This window comes from Bartonella schoenbuchensis R1 (assembly GCF_002022685.1).
GTDB lineage: Bacteria > Pseudomonadota > Alphaproteobacteria > Rhizobiales > Rhizobiaceae > Bartonella > Bartonella schoenbuchensis.
On the sequence record NZ_CP019789.1, the window covers coordinates 238,147 to 257,939 of the forward strand.

Here is a 19,793-nt window from a genome sequence, read left to right on the forward strand (position 1 = left end):
TTTAGGATCGTGTTTAGAGAACATCTTGTTTTGTTTTGATGATTTTTTGTAGAAGGCTTTCTGGGGGCGTTTGATTTGGGGATCAAGCCATTCATGTGTGTTTTCATTTTTGTTTTTTCTTTTTTTTAAGAAGATTTTGTCTCTTTTAATCAGGGTGATTTAAAGAGGATGTGTGGGTTTATGGTTATGCGTTGTGTGTTAAAACATCATGTTTGTTTGTGTGTTCTCTCGACAGCTGTTCTGGCGGGTCTTGCTCTTATTACGGCTCAAACAAAAGTGTATGCCAAATCACTGAATTGTAATGGGTTTGTTAATGATAGGGCTAGTGGGGAGCCTGATGATCCTAGGGGTGATAGTGAAACTGGGAAAATCGAGTGTGATGGGAGTGGGAGGTATGAGGGGGGGTATGGGAGGGGGAATATGAGGGGGAAGAGGTATCAGAGGGTGACGGGTGGTATAGGTGGTAGTAATGGGGAGCTGAGTGGTAATCGAGATATAGATATGGGTAAGGATCTTAAGCCTGCTGTGAAGGTGTACAATAAGGCAGATATTACGATAGTAGGTAAGCTGACGGTTAAGGATAAGAATAGTAAGAGTACTGGTCCGGCGATTCAGGTGGAAAGTGGAGGGGTGCTGACGTTGGCGGGAGAGGTTGATATTCAAAATGTGAATAAGGGGATAGTGGCTGATGGTAAGGGGTCTTCTGTTACGGTACTTAAAGGATCGATAGGGGTTAGGGGAGATTATGTGATTGGGGTGAGTAATGGGGGGACTGTGACGTTGATGGGTACGAATTTTACAGGGGTGCGGCAAGGGATAGTGTTTAAGGGTTCGACGGGGGAAGCTAATGTGATGGGGGTAGGGGCGAAGATTAATTTAGCAAATGGGGGTACGGGAGTGATAATGCAGGGGAAGGGGAGGGCTAATGCTACTGTGATGAATATGACGATTCAGGGAAGGGGGGTACGGGTGTGGGGGCTGAGATGATGGGGGAGGGGACGTTGATGTTGAATATGGTGAATATTTCACAGGTTGAGACGGGGGCGAGGGTGACAAAGGGGACGTTGACAGTGATGGGAGAGGCGATGATTAGTGGAACTACGATGGGGCTTAAGGTGGAGGGGGGGAGTGCTAATGTGATGGGGGGGAAGATTGAGGGAACTACGGTGGGGGCTGAGGTGTCGGGGGATGGGGTGTTGAAGGTGATGGGAGAGGCGATGATTATGGTTACGGGGCGTAATGGTACGGGGCTTAAGGTGACGGGGTCGGGGAGTGCTACTATGATGGGGGGGTCGATTCAGGGAAGTGGGGGTGTTGGGAGTTATGGGGTGAAGGTGGATACTTCGGGGACGGTGACGTTGATGAATGTGGAGGTTTCAAGGTTTGAAACGGGGGTGTATGTGAAGAAGGGGGTGTTTAAGATGACTGAGGGGTCGATTACGGGAAATGGGGCAGGGAGTTATGGGGTGAGGGTGGGGGATGGAGATGTGAAGTTGAGTGAGGTGGAGATTTCAAAGGGTGTCTTACTAAAAATACGGGTGTCATATATATTTTATGGTAAAGTGTTACAATATAATATTAGAACTTCCAATGTTGTTTTTTAGATGGCCATTTTATAGAATGGCTGTTTTAATTTTGTGAAATAGAACAGCAAAAGTAATAGGAAAATAGCTACTTCATGCGTTTGCATAAACGCTGATGCATTATTCTACCAATTACAAAAACACCAGAGAATACTCTACTTTATAATGTATAGTGTGTCTTTTTATACCCAATCATTGTAATGTACTTATTTTAAATTGATTGATATCATAAAGTAAATCACGAAGCCCGCAAAGAACATGAGAAAAAATTGCTGCACCTGCTTTGGATGTTGCTTTACTTGCATTTCCTGCTGCTCCTCGTGGGTTAAGATCACGCATTGTCCACCCAAAGGCATGAGGTCCATAGGCACGCAAATACTGATAATTAGCAATCATATCAGCTTGTTTGTTATAAAAATTTTCTGCCTGTTCCATCTGTACTTTTTCTGGGGCTAAATAGAGCATTAAGGAAGTTTCAATAAATCCTCCATGAATATCAAGGTGATGCTCAGATGGCTCTATTAAGCCTTCCGGTAAACCAAAACGATTCCAGCTTGTTGCTACTGCAAGCATTGAAAATCGTTTTCGTAATTCAGTAATGACAATGCTTATTAAAGGTGAATTGCCTCCATGAGCATTTAGGAAGAGAAAACGCTTGATACCTTTACGGTGGCATCTCTCACCGATATTAATCCAGCGTTCTATAGCATCAGAAAAGGTGAGTGTTTGTGTGCCGGGAACATCCATATGTTCTATAGAATAACCAATCTTTTCTACAGGTAATAGTTTAATATGAAATTGCCCTTTTATTTGTAAAATGAGTGCTTTTGCAAAAGCTTCAGCAATGATCCAATCAGTTTCAAAGGGAAGGTGATTTCCGTGATATTCATGAGCACCTAAAGGTAAAAGAGCGAGAGAAAATGTATCAGATATCATAAATTCATTATCAAATAGGAGTAAATAAATTTGCAAAATGCATCCAGTATGATGGAGTTATTTTTTAAAAGATTTTAATTCATATGTGCAAGAAAGGCAAATTGCTTACTCGGTTTTGATCAAGATCTTATTATGATATTAATTTAGTCACTATATCCACCGATTAATGCATACACGATAATCCTGATATTATATCAATATGATGATTAATTAAGGTTAGCACAAAATAAAATTGTAAGCAGATGAATGTATCAAACGTCTTATTATTGATGTTCCAAAAAATTTACATTGCTTGATTAAAGTAAGTTGCGCAATTTGTAGATCCAAAATAATAAATGTGAGGTACACGAATTACTTTTAAAGAAATATAAAACTCGCAACCGTTGTCAATAAATTTAAAAGATGACTTGCTATAAAAATTAATAAATAAGTATAGCGAAAACATAAAAATTTGCAAATAAATTGGCATTAATGCTTTATTTTGTTTGTTTTATTACTTTTACAAACAAGGTAGGGATTTGTATTATGTATGTACACGCTATTAGCTACATATGTGTATGTTGTTTTGACATTTTTACATCAAAAAAACGTCACAAAATCCACTAGAAAAACCGAATAGCTTTCTTTAATTTTCCAAAAGAAACTGTGACCGCTTTCTAAGCAATTAAAAATAAAATTTTCTCCGATATTTTCTCTAACTTTTTTGTTGGTTAGCAATTAAAAAAACAGAATGAAACGTTCCGTTTCTGTTTCCACGCAGTAGGAGGGGGCAAGCCCTAAAAATCGAAGAGGGATTACTCATTTTTGCAGACTGTTTGTAAAACAAACTGGCGAAAAATGGGGATATAATTTTAAAGTTGTTAGGTCGGCTTGTTGAGGGAAAGGGTTGTTCACTTCCCCCAGTTTGTATAAGTAATTATTTTTTGTAATTTCATTTCTCTCATATAGTTTGTTCGTTTGAATTAAATAACCCCTAGATAAAACATTCAAGATGTAATCTCCACGCTTTTCGTTATCAATCATACCACGCAAATGCTCTCTAGGCAAATAAATGAGTTGTCGAGCGTATTTTTCGAGAATGATGCCAAATATAGCAAGCCAAACTTTTTAAAATTTTATTTATTCTAGTTTGTTTAACAGCATTGGAGTTAGTTAGTATTTTATTTTCCAGAGTGATTGATATTTGCATCAAATGGTGATGATGGAATTTGAATGCAGAGTGAAAATAACCCAGAAAGAGTATCTCCCAATCCTTGGCCATCAATATAATGGGTGTATAAATATTATATTCTTTTGAACAGAGGCTAAGAGATCAAAAGCTTTATTTTCATTTCAAGTAATGAGCTAATGGTAAAAATGTTGTTTCTCCATTATCGATAATATATTAGCAGTCAAAATTCAGCAGTTTTTCTATTACTGCAGGGAAATACACAAGATGTTGAAGATCCATGAGTATTTAAGAAATTGCGTGGTTAGTGGAATACTTTGTGTCATTACATTTGTGGTATCGGTTAAGGTGATAATTTGTAATTATTTTGGTAGAGAGCATAGTATTGTAGCCGGCGTTTTTTGTATTGCCAATAATAGAAGAATGGGCAATAGCCTTAAAACAATTTTAGTTGAAGTAGAAGTTTTTACAAAGCGTATAAAGCTTTTGCTAGTTCCTACAGCAGTATCCACTGATCAACGAAGTTTATAGTTTATATCTATAGAGGAAGCATGGGAGAAGGAAACAACACATCAAGCTTTTGCATAGTGTGTATATGGTTGAATTATTTCAGCACAGTCGAAGATCTGTTTAGAGCGTTTGAAGAATGAATGGTTGGTGTTGGTAAGATAGTATGCAAGTCATTGTGGGGTTTTATAAATGCGTGCAGGTAACTGAATTATGCTTTCTCCAGTGTATGATTGAGTTTAGTGAGCTTAGTAATATTTGGCGGTAGTTAGTTTTTGAACACATACCCTATTTGTTTATAAGTTTGATTTATCGTTTATGGTTTAGGTGTGTTTATTTTCCCTTTTATGTTTTGTAGGTTTATTTTTTTATTTTGGGTCTGTGTTTAGGATCGTGTTTAGAGAGCATTTTGTTTTGTTTTGATGTTTTTTGTAGAAGGCTTTCTGGGGGCGTTTGATTTGGGGATCAAGCCATTCATGTGTGTTTTCATTTTTGTTTTTTCTTTTTTTTTAAGAAGATTTTGTCTCTTTTAATCAGGGTGATTTAAAGAGGATGTATGGGTTTATGGTTATGCGTTGTGTGTTAAAACATCATGTTTGTTTGTGTGTTCTCTCGACAGCTGTTCTGGCGGGTCTTGCTCTTATTACAGCTCAAACAAAAGTGTATGCCAAATCACTGAATTGTAATGGGATTGCTAATGATAGGGCTAGTGGGGAGCCTGGTGATCCTAGTGGTGATAGTAAAACTGGGAAAATCGAGTGTGATGGGGATGGGAGGTATGAGAAGAAGTATGGGAGGGTGAGTATTGGGGGGCAGTATCAGAGGGTGATGGGTGGTATAGGTGGTAGTAGTGGGGAGCTGAATGGTGATCGAGATATAGATATGGGTGCGGATCCTAGTAATGCGCCTGCTGTGAAGGTGTACAATAAGGCAGATATTACGATAGTAGGTAAGCTGAAGATTACGGATAAGAATAGTAAGAGTACTGGTCCGGCGATTCAGGTGGAAAGTGGAGGGGTGCTGACGTTGGCGGGGAATGTTGATATTCAAAATGTGAATAAGGGGATATTGGCTGATGGTAAGGGGTCTTCTGTTACGGTACTTAAAGGATCGATAGGGGTTAGGGGAGATTATGTGATTGGGGTGAAGAATGGGGGGACTGTGACGTTGATTGATGGGGTGAAGGTTAATGGAGGGGAGATAGTGGTGGGTCAGGGTGGGGGGACTGTGACGTTGGTGGGTACGAGTTTTAGTAATGTCAAGACGGGGATAGTGTTTATGGGAGATAAGGGGACGGCTAATGTAAGTGGGGGAGCAGGAGGGGCGACGATTAATTTAGCAAGTGGGAATAGCACCGGGGTGATAATGCAGGGGACGGGGGGAGCTAATGCTACTGTGATGAATATGACGATTCAGGGAGGGGGGGTACGGGTGTGGGGGCTGAGATGATGGGGGAGGGGACGTTGATGTTGAATATGGTGAATATTTCAAGGGTTGGAGTGGGGGCGAGGGTGACAAAGGGGACGTTGGAGGTGATAAAGGGGTCGATTCAGGGAACTACGGTGGGGCTTAGTGTGACGGGGGGGAGTGCTACTATGATGGGGGGGTCGATTCAGGGAGGTGGGACTGGGAGTTATGGGGTGATTGTGGAGAGCTCGGGGAATGTGACGTTGAGTGGAGGGGTGGAGGTTTCAAGGTTCGCAACGGGGGTGTATGTGAAGGGGGGGACGTTTAAGATGACTGAGGGGTCGATTACGGGAATGGGAAATAGTCAGGGCACGGGGATATATGCGGTGGGAGGGAATGTGACGTTGAGTGGAGGGGTGGATATTTCAGGGTTCGCAACGGGGGTGAGGGTGGAGAAGGGGGTGTTGGAGATAAAGGGGGGGTTGACGATTAGTTTAGCAAGTGGAGGTGGGTATGGGGTGATTGTGGGGAGTTCGGTGAAGAGTGCGAGTTGTTTATAAGTTTGATTTATCGTTTATGGTTCAGGTGTGTTTATTTTCCCTTTTATGTTTTGTAGGTTTATTTTTTTGTTTTGGGTCTGTGTTTAGGATCGTGTTTAGAGAGCATTTTGTTTTGTTTTGATGATTTTTTGTAGAAGGCTTTCTGGGGGCGTTTGATTTGGGGATCAAGCCATTCATGTGTGTTTTCATTTTTGTTTTTTCTTTTTTTTAAGAAGATTTTGTCTCTTTTAATCAGGGTGATTTAAAGAGGATGTATGGGTTTATGGTTATGCGTTGTGTGTTAAAACATCATGTTTGTTTGTGTGTTCTCTCGACAGCTGTTCTGGCGGGTCTTGCTCTTATTACAGCTCAAACAAAAGTGTATGCCAAATCACTGAATTGTAATGGGTTTACTAATACTAGTGCTAGTGGGGATCCTGATGATCCTAGGGGTGATAATCCAAATAAGCGGATCGAGTGTGATGGGGATGGGAGGTATGAGGGGGAGTATGGGAAGGGGTATGGGAAGTATGAGAGGGGTACTGGGGTATAGGTGGTAGTAGTGGGGAGCTGAATGGTGATCGAACTATAGATATGAGCACGCATCCTAGTAATGCGCCTGCTGTGAAGGTGCATGGGGGAGGGCTGAGATTACGATAGTAGGTAAGCTGAAGATTACGGATAAGAGTAAGCGTAATACTGGTCCGGCGATTCAGGTGGAAAGTGGAGGGGTGCTGACGTTGGCGGGGAATGTTGATATTCAAAATGTGAATAAGGGGATATTGGTTAAGGATTCAAAGTCTTCTGTTATTGTGACACAGGGGAAGATTGGGGTTAGGGGAGATTATGTGATTGGGGTGAGTAATGGGGGGACTGTAACGTTGAATGATGGGGTGAAGGTTAATGGAGGGGAGATAGTGTTTATGGGGAATGGAAAGGCTAATGTAAGTGGGGGAGCAGGAGGGGCGACGATTAGTTTAGCAAATGGGAATAGCACCGGGGTGATAATGCAGGGGAAGGGGAGGGGAGAGGTGATGAATATGACGATTACAGGAAGTGGGAGTATTGGGGCTGATGTGTCGGGTGGGGTGTTAGAGGTGATGGGGAATGTGACGATTATGGGAACTACGATGGGGCTTAGGGTGGCGGGGGGGGAGTGCTACTATGGTGGGGGGGTCGATTCAGGGAATGGGAAATAGTCAGGGCACGGGGATATATGCGGTGGGGGATGTGACGTTTTGAGTGGAGGGGTGGATATTTCAAGGTTCGCAACGGGGGTCTATGCGAAGAAGGGGGTGTTGAAGATGACTGGGGGGTCGGTGAAAGGGTTTACGGAATATGGGGTGATGGTGGGGGAGGGGGTGGAGAGTGCGAGTTTGATGGGGACAACGATTACGGGAGATGGAAAGGGTACGGGGGTGATGATGATGGGGGGTGATGTGATGTTGAATATGGTGAATATTTTAAAGGTTAAAACGGGGGTGAGGGTGGAGAAGGGGATGTTGAAGATTCTTGAGGGGTCGGTAACAGAGTTTACGGGAACGGGGGTGATGGTGGGGAGTGAGGTGAAGAGTGCGAGTTTGATGGGGACAACGATTACGGGAGATGGAAAGGGTACGGGGGTGATGATGATGGGGGGTGATGTGATGTTGAATATGGTGAATATTTCAAGGGTTAAAACGGGGGTGTATGCGGAAAAGGGGACGTTGATAATGAATCAGGGGTCGGTAACAGATTTTGCGAGTTATGGGGTGATGGTGGGAGATGGGGTGAAGAGTGCGAGTTTGATGGGTGTGGAGATTACGGGAAAGGATAGTGGGGATAGCTATGGGGTGTATGCGATGGGTGGAGATGTGACGTTGAATATGGTGATGATTTCACAGGTTGAAATGGGGGTCTATGCGAGGAAGGGGGTGTTGAAGATGGAGGGGGGGTCGGTAACAGAGTTTACGAAGACAGGAGTTATTCCTGTGATGTGTCATACTGATCTTAATTGAGACCTTTCTTTTTTCAGTAAATATAACTGCCCTACAAACTTCAATTCGTATTCTTTTCTATACGCACGATTATTCCTCTTATTTAGATAATATGACTATGCCACACTACGACAGAGTATTTAGCGAGTAGCTTTATTGAAAAAATGTTTTTAACAAGTAACCTTCCAATAATGATTCTAAATACAAAAAAATGGGAGGGAAGCATGCGATCAATATTATGTTGGCTAATTGATAACACTACATTCTTATTACATTGGATAAATAATAGTACTACATTTTCAACGATGGAGTCTTAACAAACAACTTAAAATTTTTCAAAGACAAACTACAGCATCAGAAATACAAACTGCTATCTTACAGAAGATAAAAAAGCCAGGGATTTAGGACCATATCTCCAATTGAATGCACAGTTTATGCCACAGGAATATCAAGGTACTTCAGAAAATACAGTGAGGTTATGTGTTGGAAATCTTACGAAGAAAGATGTAATGATAAGGAGTATACGCATATCAAAAAATAGTCCTTTCAAATTTGTGAAAAATGCTTGCCATTTCGTAGATTGGAAAATTCAGGGTTCGAATGAACACCTCATTTTTAACAAAACAAGTTCCAAACATATTTCCTTATGTCCAGAAAAGATAAAATCCAACGCCGATAAAGAGTATGCCTTAAATTTTTTCATTGTACCTGCTGCAAGAAGTACTTGTTTTGATTTAATAATTACCTGTCGTAGTGTCGTAGCTTCCTTACATGCCGTAAGCCTAGTTCTAGAAATATCGCCAATTTTACACTTGAACACACTTCAATTGTTAATCCAGAAGAAACATTTACTGTTCATTTCTGGGCGTCATGGCCACGCTCAAAAGATACGCATATTGATATTGTTTTCTAGAAGAAACTTTTTTACTGAAGATATTCCCTTTTGGCTATGATAAGCGATTAGCACTTTCAACTTGGTAAGAGAAACTATATAATCTAAGGTCTTCTTTTTTATTGGTTAATGCACTAACTCTATATAATTCAAGTTATTAAGCACCTTACAATTTGTAAAGCTAATTTTTGTTTTGATCATACAGTGTTTTGTTTTTTGCTCAATTAAAGTAAACAACTTCTCAATCGACTTATCTCATTCTGCAAGAGTTGCTTCATACCATTTCATTCAAGAATCAAAATCTTGTTTTATGCCACGTTTGTTGTTCTTTCATAATTTCTGTGTGAATCCGTGTATCATTTTACAAGATCTTCCTCGCTGATTTCATAGAGTCCTATTTTCTCACGTAATCTATAAACGTTACAGCAATAATACTTTTTCTCAACACGCCTAAAAAAACTAACAAAAACAACCATTTTCAATACATGCTTGTTTCACTCCATAGATGAGATGCTCTCAAAATTAAGGATAACAAGTTATGACAACTTTTTCATAGCAGAAATAGTGCAAAATATGATTATTAGACCAAGAAATACAAATTTTGATCCAAGCTGCTTAACTCTATAGGGAGCGTTATTTCATTATTATTACAAGCAAGCGTTCCCACCCATTAAAGAGAGAGACACTGAGATGATATTTGATGATGATAGATATGCTACAATATGTAGATACGCATAGCTTTCTTTAATTGTATCAATAATAACGATTCACAATTGTAGGCGAAGGAGTATTTGCCGGGCCATATAAGCTAGGTATATAAGATGAAAAGAGAAATAAAGATAAAAAAACAGATGGTGCCCAGACGCGGCCCGCTTATAATCAATAAAATCAATAGGTTACTGCAAAGGTAAGGGAATTTGTGCTTATTGATTTTATTAAGTTTTTTTGCATTCTATCCCGTACCTTTTTGAAGCTTTTCGATTGATTCCAGAGCCAATCTTTTGCGATCAGCAGTCTTTGTATAGAGTGATGCCATACGGTCTTCTGTCCATCCAAAGATTGCCTTAAGTTGTGCAACCGTAGCCCCTGCATTGGCAGCTCTTGTTGCGGCTAATTTTCTCAAACCATGGGCTGATTTCTTAACGCCAGCTTCATTACAAGCATCTCTAAACAAGTTACCAAAAGCTTCTTTGGTAAGTTTTTTTCCCCCTTTCCCACAAATGAATGTTTCATCACCAATAGGACCCGTTTCAAGTGTTTTCGTTAATTCGGGTAAAATGGGAAGAAAAACATCTGTCTGAAATTTGCTCTTTTCTGTCTTTAAATGAATGACATTATCCGTTACATCTTTCCAACCAATGCGTACAACATCCCCCCTTCGTAAGCCTGTGTAGAGAAGAACATCAACCCATACCCGTTCATGTGTTCCAAGAGGCCATTGTTGATAATATTTATTGATATCTTCTTCTATCCAAGCAGGGAAACCATCCTTGTTTTTAAGAGACGGTCTTTTAACCCCTGCAGCAGGATTATCTTCCAAAAGCCCTTGTTCAATTGCCCATTTAAAAAGGCTATTAACTGCTTTGAGAAAATTCCGAGCATTTGCGGGTGTTTCCTTGCGTCTTTCAACACCAGCTATAATATGCGACTTTTTAATTGCTTTGTACGGAATATCTCCTATGGCATCTGATACTTTCATTAAAATGAGTTCTTTTTGTCTTTTCGTAGCATGAGCTAGGTTATGCCAGGTGAGGCTATTAAAATATTGTTTTAGAAGCCATATGAAACTACCTTCAACCAGTTTACCAGGTTTAGATTTAGGGAGCTTGTATCCTTGTAACTCAGAAAGTGCTTTTTTATAATCGTCGACAAATTCTTGTGTACCATAGACTCCATGCACTCTACGCCTTTGACCATGGCCAATACGCACATACCATATAGTTTTACCATGGCGCGTGATTTCTTTGACAAGGTGAGGAGGCCGCGGTTTAGGCATGACAGGACCTTACATACCAATGTCATAATCAAAATCATCCTTTGAGAGATCTAGTAATCTGTCTGGATGGGTAGCTGTATTTGGTACGGTGATGTCAGGTTTAAGATAAATTAAGAGCTCACCAGTTGGTTTGATTTCAATTAACTCACAACCTTGCTTTTTAGCCTCTCGTAAAGCCCGAGCAATGGCTGGCTGTGTTATAGTAGGGTGGCGATGAGCCATGTTGAATTTCCTTAATTTTGAGTGCACTTCATCTGTGGTGAAAAGTGCGCATGTGTGAGAGAGTGATTGAAAATGGGTGGGGACGCTTTTGGAGGGAGATGAGAATACAAGAGCGCCCCCTATGGGGTTAAGCAGCTTTAATCAAGAGTTTTGCATTTCTTGTTCTATTTCTGCTAAAAATGCTTCAACAGCTTTATTAATGTGCTCAATCTGTTCATCATCGCGTGGGATGCGTATAACCTTGATACACAAATGAGGTGATTCATCTATAAACCAAGGATGATAGCTAACAAAATCACACCATTTTCGTCCTGTGCAAGCCATTTGGAATTGCATTTGCAAGATATATTCAGGTTTGATTTCACCACTTAACAAAAAACGTGTATGCGTTATTGGTTGAGGGCATTTGACTTCTATGAGACCCTCATCTCCAATGAGACCATCAGGACTAGCGCCTGCCATTTCAATTGTTGGGTGAGGAATAAAACCACATCGTGTGACAGGAGTATCGTAAAGAAAGCTATATTCTTCAATTGCACTGTCTTCATGTTCATTTCCCCATCGCATGGCAGGCGTTTCATAAGATGATACTGTTTTGCCCATTAAGCGTTCTGTAATGAGTTGGAATTTGTACTCTTCATATTTACTTGTAGGTAAGCCCTTAGCTGTTTTATTGATAATGCTGCTAATGTTTGAAGCTGTGACTTTACCTAAACGAGCTTGAAACCATTCTGCTGTTCTTTGTTCCATATCACATCCCCATTGAAGCTTGTTGAATTGGTGTGTTTGGTTGTTTTGGTAAAGGTAAAGCTTGTTGTGCTTCATTCATTTGTAAGTGTTGTTTTGTTTTTAAACGCCTTAAAACAATTTGCCCTGTCTCATGAGACAGTTCTGCAAAGTTTGTGATCTTTGCATAAGAGAGTACTTTTTCCTCTTCTGTTTTTGTTTGTTCCATTAATTTTTTGATTTGCGCAAGTAAATCATCAGAAACCCTATCGTTTTGGGGGTGTAGTTAATTTCACTGAGGTAAATAGCCTCATTAATACGTTCAGCTTCGTCTTTATCGTAAATACCAGAAAAACCGAATGCATAGCATGCGCATTGTATAAGTGCCTTATGACGCAACATGCGGACAGGCCATTGATTCCAAGGTTCTGTATTTCGCTTACATTCTTTGAAATATTCTGTGAGTTCAAATGGCTCTGGATCGTTCTTAAAATACATAGCGCATGTAACAGAAAACAAATTGCCTTCTTTATCGAAGTTTTCTTTAATTTTCATTTTTCTGTAGTTAGGATGTGAATGTATAATTTTGAGCCATCCCCTATAACCGACAACCGGTATAATACCGCCCCCTCTTTTAGGGATGGCATATATTTCTTTTCTCAGGGGATTTAATCCATAATCATTGGCAAGATAAATAAAGACTAAAAACTCAGCATTAGAGATATCACAGCTGATACAAGTTTTGAAAATTGCTTCACGAAACTCTTGTTCTGATAACTGATATTTTTGTGCCACTGTTGCTACGAGAGAAGATGTCATTGTTATTTTCCTTAACTTTGGGTACACCCCACCTGTGGCGTGAAGCACGCGTGTGTTGAAGAGGGTGTGTTTTGGGTGGTGTTTAGATGTATTGAGAAGAAAAGGTTGTTGCTGTTCTTTTAAAGTCAGCAACTTTGGCATTAGCAAAGCCGTGAATCTCTTCTTGAGTGCGGATCTGTTTTTGGAGCATCATACTCAGACGTTTTAATCCTTTGGATGTGATCTTTGCACTAGGAACGCTCTTTTTTCTTCCACTAATGGTTTGAATGGTTTTTGGTATATACCCCATTAGTCCTTCATTGATTTTACTATAATAAGGCACCAAACTTTTATCAGTACGGCAATAAATCCAACGATGATTGATCAAATAATTCGCTAAATCTTCAAGGCGCATGCCTAACTTTTCTGCTGCATCATTTATATCAAACAAATCATCACAGCGTTCTAAACGTTCAAGTTTTTCTGTCTTTGGGGTTAACTGAGCAATGATATGATCTTTGCGTTCACTTTCATTTTTTAAGTATGTCAAAACACCTAACATGACTTGAGGATCAGAATAGTCAATTTGAGTAGGTGTCATTTGTTTTGTTTTTCGTTCGCACTCAATGAAATATTGACGAGCTTGTTTCCCCTTTTCATTACGCTCAATCATAGCAAGTTCTTTTGCCATTTCTAAAGTAAGGTAATATTCCATGCTTGGACGAGTGTTTTGTTTTGATTTTACTAAAATTTGAATAAAACTCACAAAGTCTTTGTTTTCTAAAAAACCATACTCTTTAATACGGTAAGCTATCCAATCATTAAAAGGAGAAATTATTTTTAAAAAAGCATGTAATTCACGTGCATTGACTGTCTGAACAGGTTCTTGATTAATTGTGTGTTCCCAAATGGTGATAGGAGCTTTCATTGCAGACCTCATAGTGTTTGGATTAGTTTTCAAATGTGTTGGGAAAAAAGGGTTATTGCCAACAAGTACTGTAGAATGGACTTGTATTTTCCCGTTCTCTTATTTTGTCTAAGACATCACTGTATGCACAGCTGTGAGCTATAAAAGGATATGGGGCATCCTCTACAAAATAATAATGGCTATAATCATCTAAGTACTTTTGAACATAAAGTTCAGCAACGTCTTCTGAAATATCATCATAGCGATTTGACTGAAGATCAATGCGAAGAATGCTTTCAACGGTTTCCATCTGCCCCACGATGTTCATGATTTCAGTTTCATCAACTGGTCCAGGTTTAGCGTAATAATCATCATCATAAGTCGATATAATCAACAAGATCTCATCAGCATTCACAAAAAGCTGTTTATTCATTTTCATCCCCTCTCATTCACGTTGGCAAATGGTTCTTTCTAAGTTATGGGGATAGACGTAACACGCTTTAGCGTTTATGTCAATTAAAAAATCGCTATAGCGTTATTTTAATTAATAATGTAGGAACATAAAATGAAGAATTCTAAAAATTTAGAAGTAATTTTACCTAATATTGTTGTAAGATGGGAGGCTTTATCTACGACACAAAAACAAGAAATATTAATGGTAGTAGAAGATATTACTTATGCTGTTCCGTCAATAAAACGTTTAAAGCTTCAAGCTTCTTCTTATCCCCAGATGAAGCCCAAGTTATAAACTTTATATCTTCCTCGGAAATGTTGAATCCAGTTATTACATATATAGCGCTTGCATTTCCGAGTGTATTAAGAATAGCCATCAATTTATCCACAGAAGGCCTTTTCCCTCCATTCACCATCTGTTGTACATAGTTTTGCCCACAACCTGCGGCTTTACTTATCTCGACCATTGTTCGTCCGTCATTTTTTATTAGTTCAATTAAGCGTTGAAACCAATCTTTTTCAATCTTTGTCATTTTAAAGCCTTTACACTTTTACGCTATAGCGTTATAAGAGCGTTACAAGATTAGGTTATGTGATGAAGGAGTGTGAAAAGACATAATGCGCCATTCTGCCCTTATAAAGGATATAGAGTTGTTTTTAACTAATAACAAAATGTCTCCGTACACTTTTGGTTTTAAATCAATAAAAAATGGTCGTTTAGTTTCACGGTTACGGCACGGTGGACGCATATGGCCGGAAACGGAAATGCGCATTCGTACATTTATGAAATACTATCCAAATAATATACGCCCCGGCGTTACAAATCAAGATCTCCCCCCATCACCTGAGTTTGTAGATGGTTGTGCAGTAAGCGGGGCAGGGTATGAGCAAACCGATGCACAACAATCATTAGGCGGATGAGAGCATGAGCATAGCAAAGAAATACGAGCTTACAGAAGAGGGTACGTTGTTTATACGCTACGACTCTAATGGGTTATATGCTTGCACGTTGTATCAGATTAGAGCGTTAAGAGATTTTGGTAATGTCAAAGCTGGTGATTTGGGTGGCTTTATAGAGAAAGAAGAAAATCTTTCTCACGAGGGCGATTGTTGGGTTTATGATAATGCTCAAGTATATAACGATGCAGTAGTTCGTGGTGATGCTTTAGTTTACGATAATGCACTCGTTTATTATAAAGCTCGTATTTACGGCAATGCAAAAGTTTCTGGTAATGCACGCGTTTATGACGATGCAGTAGTTTATGACAATGCGCATATTCATGGCAATGCTTATGTTTATGATTCTGCTGAAGTATCTGACAATGCAGATATTTGTGGCAATGCACGCGTTTATGGCAGTGCTTGGATTGAAGACAATGCACTGATTCATGGTAACGCTCAAGTTTACCTCAATGCAGTAATTGGTGGCGATGCACGTGTTTACGGTGATGCTCAGGTTTACGGCAGTTCATATGTTAACGGTAATGCTCGAATTTATGGCCGTGCATGTATTTATTTTGGTGCACATGTTCACGGCAATGCACTGGTTTATGGTAATGCACGTGTTTACGGCGCAACAGAAATTTCCGGTGATGCAGAAGTTGCTGGCAATGTTCATATTTACGGCGTTCAAAAGATCTGTTCGGGTAAGCATTTTGGCGATGACGCAGAGGTTGATGTGAGTGCTTCCACTCAACGTGATGCCCAACAGATAAGACAGTAATGTTATGGACTTTAATTCACTAACCATTCTTTGTCTTGATCTAGGTACGAAAACAGGTTGGGCAATTTCTTCTGAAGACGGCACGATAGCCAGTGGAACAGTAAATTTTTCTACACGTCGATTTGAAGGCGGTGGGATGAGGTATTTAAGATTCAAGCAGTGGCTTACAGAAACCAAAGCGATACTAGAGCATATTGACGCAGTGTATTTTGAAGAAGTGCGCTGTCACATTGGTACAGATGCTGCTCATGTTTATGGGGGCTTGTTAGCAATCTTAACCTCTTGGTGTGAACACCATCAGATTCCTTATCAAGGTATCCCCATTGCTACGATTAAGAAAGCAATGACAGGCAGAGGCAATGCCCCAAAAACAGAAATGATTAAGGCTGTGCGTGCAAAAGGACATGAGCCTGAAGATGATAATGAAGCAGATGCTTTGGCAATTTTATATTTAATAAGAGAGGGAAAATAGTGATGGCAACGAAATCACCCTGGGTAAAATTTTATCCTAGTCAATTTTTAATTGAGCTTATGCTTTTGAAGCCAAAAGAAACAGCTGTTTATACAACACTGGTCTTGCTCATGCTTCATGAGCGCGCACCTATTTTTAATGATGCTTCTCATTTATCAGGTTTGTGCAGCTGTTCAGTGTGGACGTTTCGAAACATATTAGAATCTTTAATGAGCCGTGGTTATATCATTCGTTTAGAGAGTGGCCGTTTGTGGTACACATCATCAGCAGTTGATCTTGATATCAGTAATATATCTTCAGAAAGAGAGGGGGAAAGCTATGTCAACTAAATTACCTTGGGTTCGAAATTTCTATGAAGAATGGATCATGGATTTTTCTGGTACAAGTGCAGCAGAGAAAGCTACTTATATGACACTCACTGCTCTCATGTATCGAGCACAAGAACCAATTTGGGAAGAGATTACTACATTAGCGCGTCGTATTGGTTGTTCAGTAAATGCTCTTAACAAGACACTAGATCTTTTGTTGCGTAAGGGAAAAATTATCCGTTTAGAAGATGGCCGTTTATGGAGTCAGCAAGTTGAAGAAGAGCTAAAAGACTGCAATGATAATTTAAATAAGCGCTCAGAAAAGGCTATAAAAGCCGCGAATACTAGAAGAAATAAGCACAAAGATAACTCATCACAAGATCACGATGAAATCATGATGATGTCATCACAAAGTCATGATGATGACATGATGACTTCATCACGACAACACATTAACAATAACATATATAAAAAAACTAACACTATCGTGTTATCAAAAAAAGAAATTGCTTCAGAAAATTTAGCAACTGAAGTTTCGGTTCAAGACGAAACAACCGATGATGCTGTTGAGCAGCAGTTGGATCACGATACACCCTCATCAGAAAACCAATCACCCGTTTCACAGCAAAAAAGCACTGAAAAGAAAACCAAGCGGTCTGGAGATAAACGGGGATGTCGCATTCCTGAGGATTTCGAACCTGATTACGATTTTGCCATTCAAGAGGGATTGCCTCCAGAGCGGGTTAAAATCGAGATTGCAAAATTTCGGGATTATTGGAAAGGCAAGTCTGGTCAAGGTGCAACCAAAACGGATTGGCCAGCAACATGGCGTAACTGGGTACGAAAGGCTGTCGAGGATCTTAAGAAAGGAAAAAGCTATGGAAAACCAGGCGTTGAACAAACAAAACAACAACGTGGGTGGAATTATCGAGTTGCACAGCACATGTCCAATATCAAAACTTCAGATAATGTTTTCAAATTTTTATTCGAGGATGACGAAAGAACCGCCGTTCCTTTGGAAAACGGGGCAAAAACCATCGATTGCAGAAGCGAAGAAAGCTACCTCATTGGTCCATGATGCCTTGAAGAAGCTTGAAAAAAAGCCACTGAGGAAGAAATCCAGACGGCGTATCTTGTCCTTTCAAGTGGTTTAAAAAGCCAATTGGGATCAGATGAAAAATCAACATCACTTGCGTATTTCTACGCTCTTGATGGCATAAGCAGCTGGGTATTGCAAACGGCTACCAAGGATGCCTTGAAAGGAAAAGCAGAAGGATTAAACACGACCTTTATGCCATCAACAGCAGATTTTTATCATTACTGTGAAAAACTTGAAAACCGTATTCGCACAAGGGCTAGTTGTATTCTTAAAAATCTTCAAAAGCCCGAGTTAGAAAGCAGGAGGCAGGAGAAATTGGTAACGTCAGAACGTCTGGAAGCTTTTCAAAAAGAACTTCGCAAAATATTTGAGACAGCAAAATAGAGAAAAGTGCTGATCATTTTTGGATTAGATATGCATTTAAATCGACAGAAAGGCACCTTAGAGAAAGATTTGGAAGTTTTTTAATGAATTCCATATCTGAAACATAAAACGCTCTGTACGGGGCTAATTTAAGGAAATTAGAACAGATGCGAAAATTAGGGCAATCGCTATGAAATTTATAAAACAACTTTTAGCAAAGAATCTTGACAAGATTAAGGAAATGCGTTTATGTGCAAATCAGGTGCTTGAAAAACACCTTCAGTGCATAGCGGATTGATTGCCGAAATAATCAGTTTTCCGCACTTTTAAAGACTTTGACTCGTTATATGCGTGTAGCGTATAGTGATCTTGTCGGGTGTAGTTATGCTATACAAAACCCTCACGGGGAAAGCATAACGACGGACTATGCACCGTGTTTTTCAGCGCCCGGCGCTCTTTTTTGAGTGTCAATGAAAAACCTTTAACTGCATAGGAGTTCATCATGAACGATTTAGTAAAGAACACACAAACTACACTGACGATGTCTAGCCGTGAAATTGCAAAATTGTGTGGTAAAAGGCATGACCATGTTATGCGTGATATCAAGAAAATGCTTGAAGAATTATACTCTGAAAGAGGTCTCCCCAAATTTGGGGGCACCTATTTAGACAAGCAAAAAAAGACGCAAAACTGCTTTAATCTTCCCAAACGTGAGTGCCTTATTTTAATCTCAGGTTATAGTACAGTGTTACGTGCTAAAATTATTGATCGTTGGATGGAACTCGAAAGTCAATTACGATTCGATCATGAATTATTTTCTCGTGATTTATTTAAATCATCCTCAGGTATTGGTAAAGTTTTAGGAGTAATTGCAAGACGTCTGTCAGATGTAAATGATCTCGAAAACGAGCTTGAACATTACAAATCAGTTACAACAGAAGTAAGGCGTGTTTTAGAAAGCCCTGTTGCAAAGGCTGCTTAATTGAAAGAAATATAACTCATACCTTTCCCCTAAAAATGGGGAAAGTGTTGTTTAAGCTTTTTCTCAAGATGTGTGTTCTTCATTTTGGGTGGGTGTTAGGCTAATTTGTAAATTTAAAGCACTCAAAACATTAAGGAATGTTGAGAGCTTAGGATCACCTTTGTCGCTTAAAGAGCGATAAAGAGATTCTCTTGATAACCCAGCGTTTTTAGCAATTTTACTCATTCCTTGGTTTTTTGCGATTATCCCAAGAACATGAGCAAGATACTGACTATTTTTAGTTTCAAGAGCGTCTTGTAAAAGAATTTGTTGAGCTTCAGGAGTTTTGAAATACTCACTTGTATCAAATTTAGTGATTTCCATGTTTGAGTTCCTTTACTATTCGCAGGGCTTTTTCGATATCCTTTTGTTGGGTAGATTTATCACCACCATTAAGAAGTAGAATAATTTCTTGCCCTTGTTTTATAAAATAAACCCGATAGCCAGGGCCATGATTTATTTTTAATTCCCCAATGCCATGAAAGAATTTTACATTGCCCAAAAGCCCCGTTTCTATCCTTGCTATCCGTGTTACAATATGCGCTTGTGCAATCTCATCTTTTAAAGAATCTAGCCACTGTATGAAATATTTTGTCTTGTACACTGTAAACATATGTAACTTATAGGATACAGTTGTTGCAATGTCAAACATAATTTCTATTTGATGACAGAGAAATTTTCTTAATTTTTATAAAAT

The 19,793-nt window shown here is 39.4% G+C and carries 24 protein-coding genes and 1 pseudogene; 14 read left to right on the top strand and 11 right to left on the bottom strand.

The window, feature by feature from the left end:
* Positions 1-168 precede the first annotated feature (168 nt).
* Positions 169-987 (top strand): hypothetical protein, encoded by an 819-nt coding sequence (locus tag BscR1v2_RS00960; RefSeq protein ID WP_153301961.1) that lies wholly within the window; start codon positions 169-171, stop codon positions 985-987.
* Positions 972-1,604 carry a hypothetical protein gene (locus tag BscR1v2_RS00965; protein ID WP_153301962.1) on the top strand — a complete coding sequence of 211 codons (633 nt, stop codon included), beginning with the start codon at positions 972-974 and terminating at the stop codon, positions 1,602-1,604. The genes BscR1v2_RS00960 and BscR1v2_RS00965 overlap by 16 nt, the downstream gene beginning before the upstream one ends.
* Before the next feature lie 171 nt (positions 1,605-1,775).
* Here the strand turns inward: BscR1v2_RS00965 and BscR1v2_RS00970 are convergent, their stop codons facing one another.
* Complete coding sequence (locus BscR1v2_RS00970) at positions 1,776-2,519, bottom strand: creatininase family protein (protein ID WP_078690284.1); 744 nt, start codon at positions 2,517-2,519, stop codon at positions 1,776-1,778.
* 2,227 nt (positions 2,520-4,746) lie between these two features.
* Here BscR1v2_RS00970 and BscR1v2_RS00980 point away from each other — a divergent pair.
* From BscR1v2_RS00980 to BscR1v2_RS01000, 5 genes are all read left to right on the top strand, one after another.
* Complete coding sequence (locus BscR1v2_RS00980) at positions 4,747-5,643, top strand: hypothetical protein (RefSeq protein WP_078689406.1); 897 nt, start codon at positions 4,747-4,749, stop codon at positions 5,641-5,643.
* Positions 5,628-6,161 carry a hypothetical protein gene (locus tag BscR1v2_RS00985; RefSeq protein ID WP_153301963.1) on the top strand — a complete coding sequence of 178 codons (534 nt, stop codon included), beginning with the start codon at positions 5,628-5,630 and terminating at the stop codon, positions 6,159-6,161. Before BscR1v2_RS00980 ends, BscR1v2_RS00985 begins: the two co-directional genes overlap by 16 nt.
* Positions 6,162-6,411: 250 nt before the next feature.
* Complete coding sequence (locus BscR1v2_RS00990; RefSeq protein ID WP_078689408.1) at positions 6,412-6,693, top strand: hypothetical protein; 282 nt, start codon at positions 6,412-6,414, stop codon at positions 6,691-6,693.
* 163 nt (positions 6,694-6,856) lie between these two features.
* The gene (locus tag BscR1v2_RS00995) at positions 6,857-7,339 is read left to right on the top strand and encodes a hypothetical protein (RefSeq protein WP_153301964.1); all 483 of its coding nucleotides are present in this window, start codon (positions 6,857-6,859) and stop codon (positions 7,337-7,339) included.
* A gap of 39 nt (positions 7,340-7,378) precedes the next feature.
* On the top strand, positions 7,379-8,137 hold the full coding sequence (locus BscR1v2_RS01000) for a hypothetical protein (protein ID WP_153301965.1): 759 nt from the start codon (positions 7,379-7,381) through the stop codon (positions 8,135-8,137).
* A 1,823-nt stretch (positions 8,138-9,960) separates the two neighbouring features.
* Here BscR1v2_RS01000 and BscR1v2_RS01010 read toward each other — a convergent pair.
* From BscR1v2_RS01010 to BscR1v2_RS01045, 8 genes are all read right to left on the bottom strand, one after another.
* Positions 9,961-11,004 carry a tyrosine-type recombinase/integrase gene (locus BscR1v2_RS01010; protein ID WP_078689411.1) on the bottom strand — a complete coding sequence of 348 codons (1,044 nt, stop codon included), beginning with the start codon at positions 11,002-11,004 and terminating at the stop codon, positions 9,961-9,963.
* 9 nt (positions 11,005-11,013) lie between these two features.
* A complete protein-coding gene (locus BscR1v2_RS01015; RefSeq protein ID WP_010704032.1) occupies positions 11,014-11,226 on the bottom strand; it encodes a hypothetical protein in 213 nt (70 codons plus the stop codon).
* 141 nt (positions 11,227-11,367) lie between these two features.
* The gene (locus BscR1v2_RS01020) at positions 11,368-11,976 is read right to left on the bottom strand and encodes a lambda exonuclease family protein (RefSeq protein ID WP_078689412.1); all 609 of its coding nucleotides are present in this window, start codon (positions 11,974-11,976) and stop codon (positions 11,368-11,370) included.
* Between the two features lies 1 nt (position 11,977).
* Positions 11,978-12,181: a hypothetical protein gene (locus tag BscR1v2_RS08165; RefSeq protein WP_236829005.1), complete on the bottom strand. Its 204-nt coding sequence runs from the start codon at positions 12,179-12,181 to the stop codon at positions 11,978-11,980.
* Positions 12,181-12,771 carry a RecT family recombinase gene (locus tag BscR1v2_RS01025; protein ID WP_236829006.1) on the bottom strand — a complete coding sequence of 197 codons (591 nt, stop codon included), beginning with the start codon at positions 12,769-12,771 and terminating at the stop codon, positions 12,181-12,183. The genes BscR1v2_RS08165 and BscR1v2_RS01025 overlap by 1 nt, the downstream gene beginning before the upstream one ends.
* Before the next feature lie 82 nt (positions 12,772-12,853).
* On the bottom strand, positions 12,854-13,678 hold the full coding sequence (locus tag BscR1v2_RS01030; protein ID WP_078689413.1) for an antA/AntB antirepressor family protein: 825 nt from the start codon (positions 13,676-13,678) through the stop codon (positions 12,854-12,856).
* 52 nt (positions 13,679-13,730) lie between these two features.
* On the bottom strand, positions 13,731-14,090 hold the full coding sequence (locus BscR1v2_RS01035; RefSeq protein WP_078689414.1) for a hypothetical protein: 360 nt from the start codon (positions 14,088-14,090) through the stop codon (positions 13,731-13,733).
* Between the two features lie 238 nt (positions 14,091-14,328).
* Positions 14,329-14,643 carry a helix-turn-helix domain-containing protein gene (locus BscR1v2_RS01045; RefSeq protein WP_078689416.1) on the bottom strand — a complete coding sequence of 105 codons (315 nt, stop codon included), beginning with the start codon at positions 14,641-14,643 and terminating at the stop codon, positions 14,329-14,331.
* A gap of 85 nt (positions 14,644-14,728) precedes the next feature.
* On the opposite strand from BscR1v2_RS01045, the gene BscR1v2_RS01050 reads away from it, so the two are divergent.
* The 7 genes and pseudogenes from BscR1v2_RS01050 to BscR1v2_RS01080 form a co-directional block, all read left to right on the top strand.
* The gene (locus tag BscR1v2_RS01050) at positions 14,729-15,031 is read left to right on the top strand and encodes a hypothetical protein (RefSeq protein WP_078689417.1); all 303 of its coding nucleotides are present in this window, start codon (positions 14,729-14,731) and stop codon (positions 15,029-15,031) included.
* Positions 15,032-15,035: 4 nt separating this feature from the next.
* On the top strand, positions 15,036-15,833 hold the full coding sequence (locus BscR1v2_RS01055) for a hypothetical protein (RefSeq protein ID WP_194284947.1): 798 nt from the start codon (positions 15,036-15,038) through the stop codon (positions 15,831-15,833).
* A gap of 4 nt (positions 15,834-15,837) precedes the next feature.
* A complete protein-coding gene (locus BscR1v2_RS01060; protein WP_078689418.1) occupies positions 15,838-16,305 on the top strand; it encodes a crossover junction endodeoxyribonuclease RuvC in 468 nt (155 codons plus the stop codon).
* Between the two features lie 2 nt (positions 16,306-16,307).
* Positions 16,308-16,634, top strand: a complete 327-nt coding sequence (locus tag BscR1v2_RS01065) for a DUF1376 domain-containing protein (protein ID WP_078689419.1) — start codon at positions 16,308-16,310, stop codon at positions 16,632-16,634.
* Positions 16,624-17,691, top strand: coding sequence for a DUF1376 domain-containing protein (locus tag BscR1v2_RS01070; protein ID WP_153301966.1), 1,068 nt, complete (start codon positions 16,624-16,626; stop codon positions 17,689-17,691). Before BscR1v2_RS01065 ends, BscR1v2_RS01070 begins: the two co-directional genes overlap by 11 nt.
* An 84-nt stretch (positions 17,692-17,775) precedes the next feature.
* Entirely contained in the window at positions 17,776-18,096 is a 321-nt protein-coding gene (locus BscR1v2_RS07940; protein WP_236829007.1) for a hypothetical protein, read from the top strand.
* 481 nt (positions 18,097-18,577) lie between these two features.
* Positions 18,578-18,868 (top strand): annotated as a pseudogene (locus BscR1v2_RS01080) (Rha family transcriptional regulator); the annotation flags it as partial.
* 252 nt (positions 18,869-19,120) lie between these two features.
* On the opposite strand, the gene BscR1v2_RS01085 reads toward BscR1v2_RS01080, so the two are convergent.
* Positions 19,121-19,420 (bottom strand): addiction module antidote protein, encoded by a 300-nt coding sequence (locus BscR1v2_RS01085; protein WP_078689420.1) that lies wholly within the window; start codon positions 19,418-19,420, stop codon positions 19,121-19,123.
* Positions 19,407-19,709: a type II toxin-antitoxin system RelE/ParE family toxin gene (locus BscR1v2_RS01090; protein WP_078690285.1), complete on the bottom strand. Its 303-nt coding sequence runs from the start codon at positions 19,707-19,709 to the stop codon at positions 19,407-19,409. Before BscR1v2_RS01090 ends, BscR1v2_RS01085 begins: the two co-directional genes overlap by 14 nt.
* Positions 19,710-19,793 lie beyond the last annotated feature (84 nt).

What these genes read in the sequence shown, in the direction of transcription:
- BscR1v2_RS00960 (WP_153301961.1), top strand. Translation starts at nt 169, where the DNA reads ATGTGTGGGTTTATGGTTATGCGTTGTGTGTTAAAACATCATGTTTGT.
- BscR1v2_RS00970 (WP_078690284.1), bottom strand. Translation starts at nt 2,519, where the DNA reads ATGATATCTGATACATTTTCTCTCGCTCTTTTACCTTTAGGTGCTCAT.
- BscR1v2_RS00980 (WP_078689406.1), top strand. Translation starts at nt 4,747, where the DNA reads ATGTATGGGTTTATGGTTATGCGTTGTGTGTTAAAACATCATGTTTGT.
- BscR1v2_RS00990 (WP_078689408.1), top strand. Translation starts at nt 6,412, where the DNA reads ATGTATGGGTTTATGGTTATGCGTTGTGTGTTAAAACATCATGTTTGT.
- BscR1v2_RS01010 (WP_078689411.1), bottom strand. Translation starts at nt 11,004, where the DNA reads ATGCCTAAACCGCGGCCTCCTCACCTTGTCAAAGAAATCACGCGCCAT.
- BscR1v2_RS01015 (WP_010704032.1), bottom strand. Translation starts at nt 11,226, where the DNA reads ATGGCTCATCGCCACCCTACTATAACACAGCCAGCCATTGCTCGGGCT.
- BscR1v2_RS01020 (WP_078689412.1), bottom strand. Translation starts at nt 11,976, where the DNA reads ATGGAACAAAGAACAGCAGAATGGTTTCAAGCTCGTTTAGGTAAAGTC.
- BscR1v2_RS08165 (WP_236829005.1), bottom strand. Translation starts at nt 12,181, where the DNA reads ATGGAACAAACAAAAACAGAAGAGGAAAAAGTACTCTCTTATGCAAAG.
- BscR1v2_RS01025 (WP_236829006.1), bottom strand. Translation starts at nt 12,771, where the DNA reads ATGACATCTTCTCTCGTAGCAACAGTGGCACAAAAATATCAGTTATCA.
- BscR1v2_RS01030 (WP_078689413.1), bottom strand. Translation starts at nt 13,678, where the DNA reads ATGAAAGCTCCTATCACCATTTGGGAACACACAATTAATCAAGAACCT.
- BscR1v2_RS01035 (WP_078689414.1), bottom strand. Translation starts at nt 14,090, where the DNA reads ATGAATAAACAGCTTTTTGTGAATGCTGATGAGATCTTGTTGATTATA.
- BscR1v2_RS01045 (WP_078689416.1), bottom strand. Translation starts at nt 14,643, where the DNA reads ATGACAAAGATTGAAAAAGATTGGTTTCAACGCTTAATTGAACTAATA.
- BscR1v2_RS01050 (WP_078689417.1), top strand. Translation starts at nt 14,729, where the DNA reads ATGCGCCATTCTGCCCTTATAAAGGATATAGAGTTGTTTTTAACTAAT.
- BscR1v2_RS01055 (WP_194284947.1), top strand. Translation starts at nt 15,036, where the DNA reads ATGAGCATAGCAAAGAAATACGAGCTTACAGAAGAGGGTACGTTGTTT.
- BscR1v2_RS01060 (WP_078689418.1), top strand. Translation starts at nt 15,838, where the DNA reads ATGGACTTTAATTCACTAACCATTCTTTGTCTTGATCTAGGTACGAAA.
- BscR1v2_RS01065 (WP_078689419.1), top strand. Translation starts at nt 16,308, where the DNA reads ATGGCAACGAAATCACCCTGGGTAAAATTTTATCCTAGTCAATTTTTA.
- BscR1v2_RS01070 (WP_153301966.1), top strand. Translation starts at nt 16,624, where the DNA reads ATGTCAACTAAATTACCTTGGGTTCGAAATTTCTATGAAGAATGGATC.
- BscR1v2_RS01085 (WP_078689420.1), bottom strand. Translation starts at nt 19,420, where the DNA reads ATGGAAATCACTAAATTTGATACAAGTGAGTATTTCAAAACTCCTGAA.
- BscR1v2_RS01090 (WP_078690285.1), bottom strand. Translation starts at nt 19,709, where the DNA reads ATGTTTACAGTGTACAAGACAAAATATTTCATACAGTGGCTAGATTCT.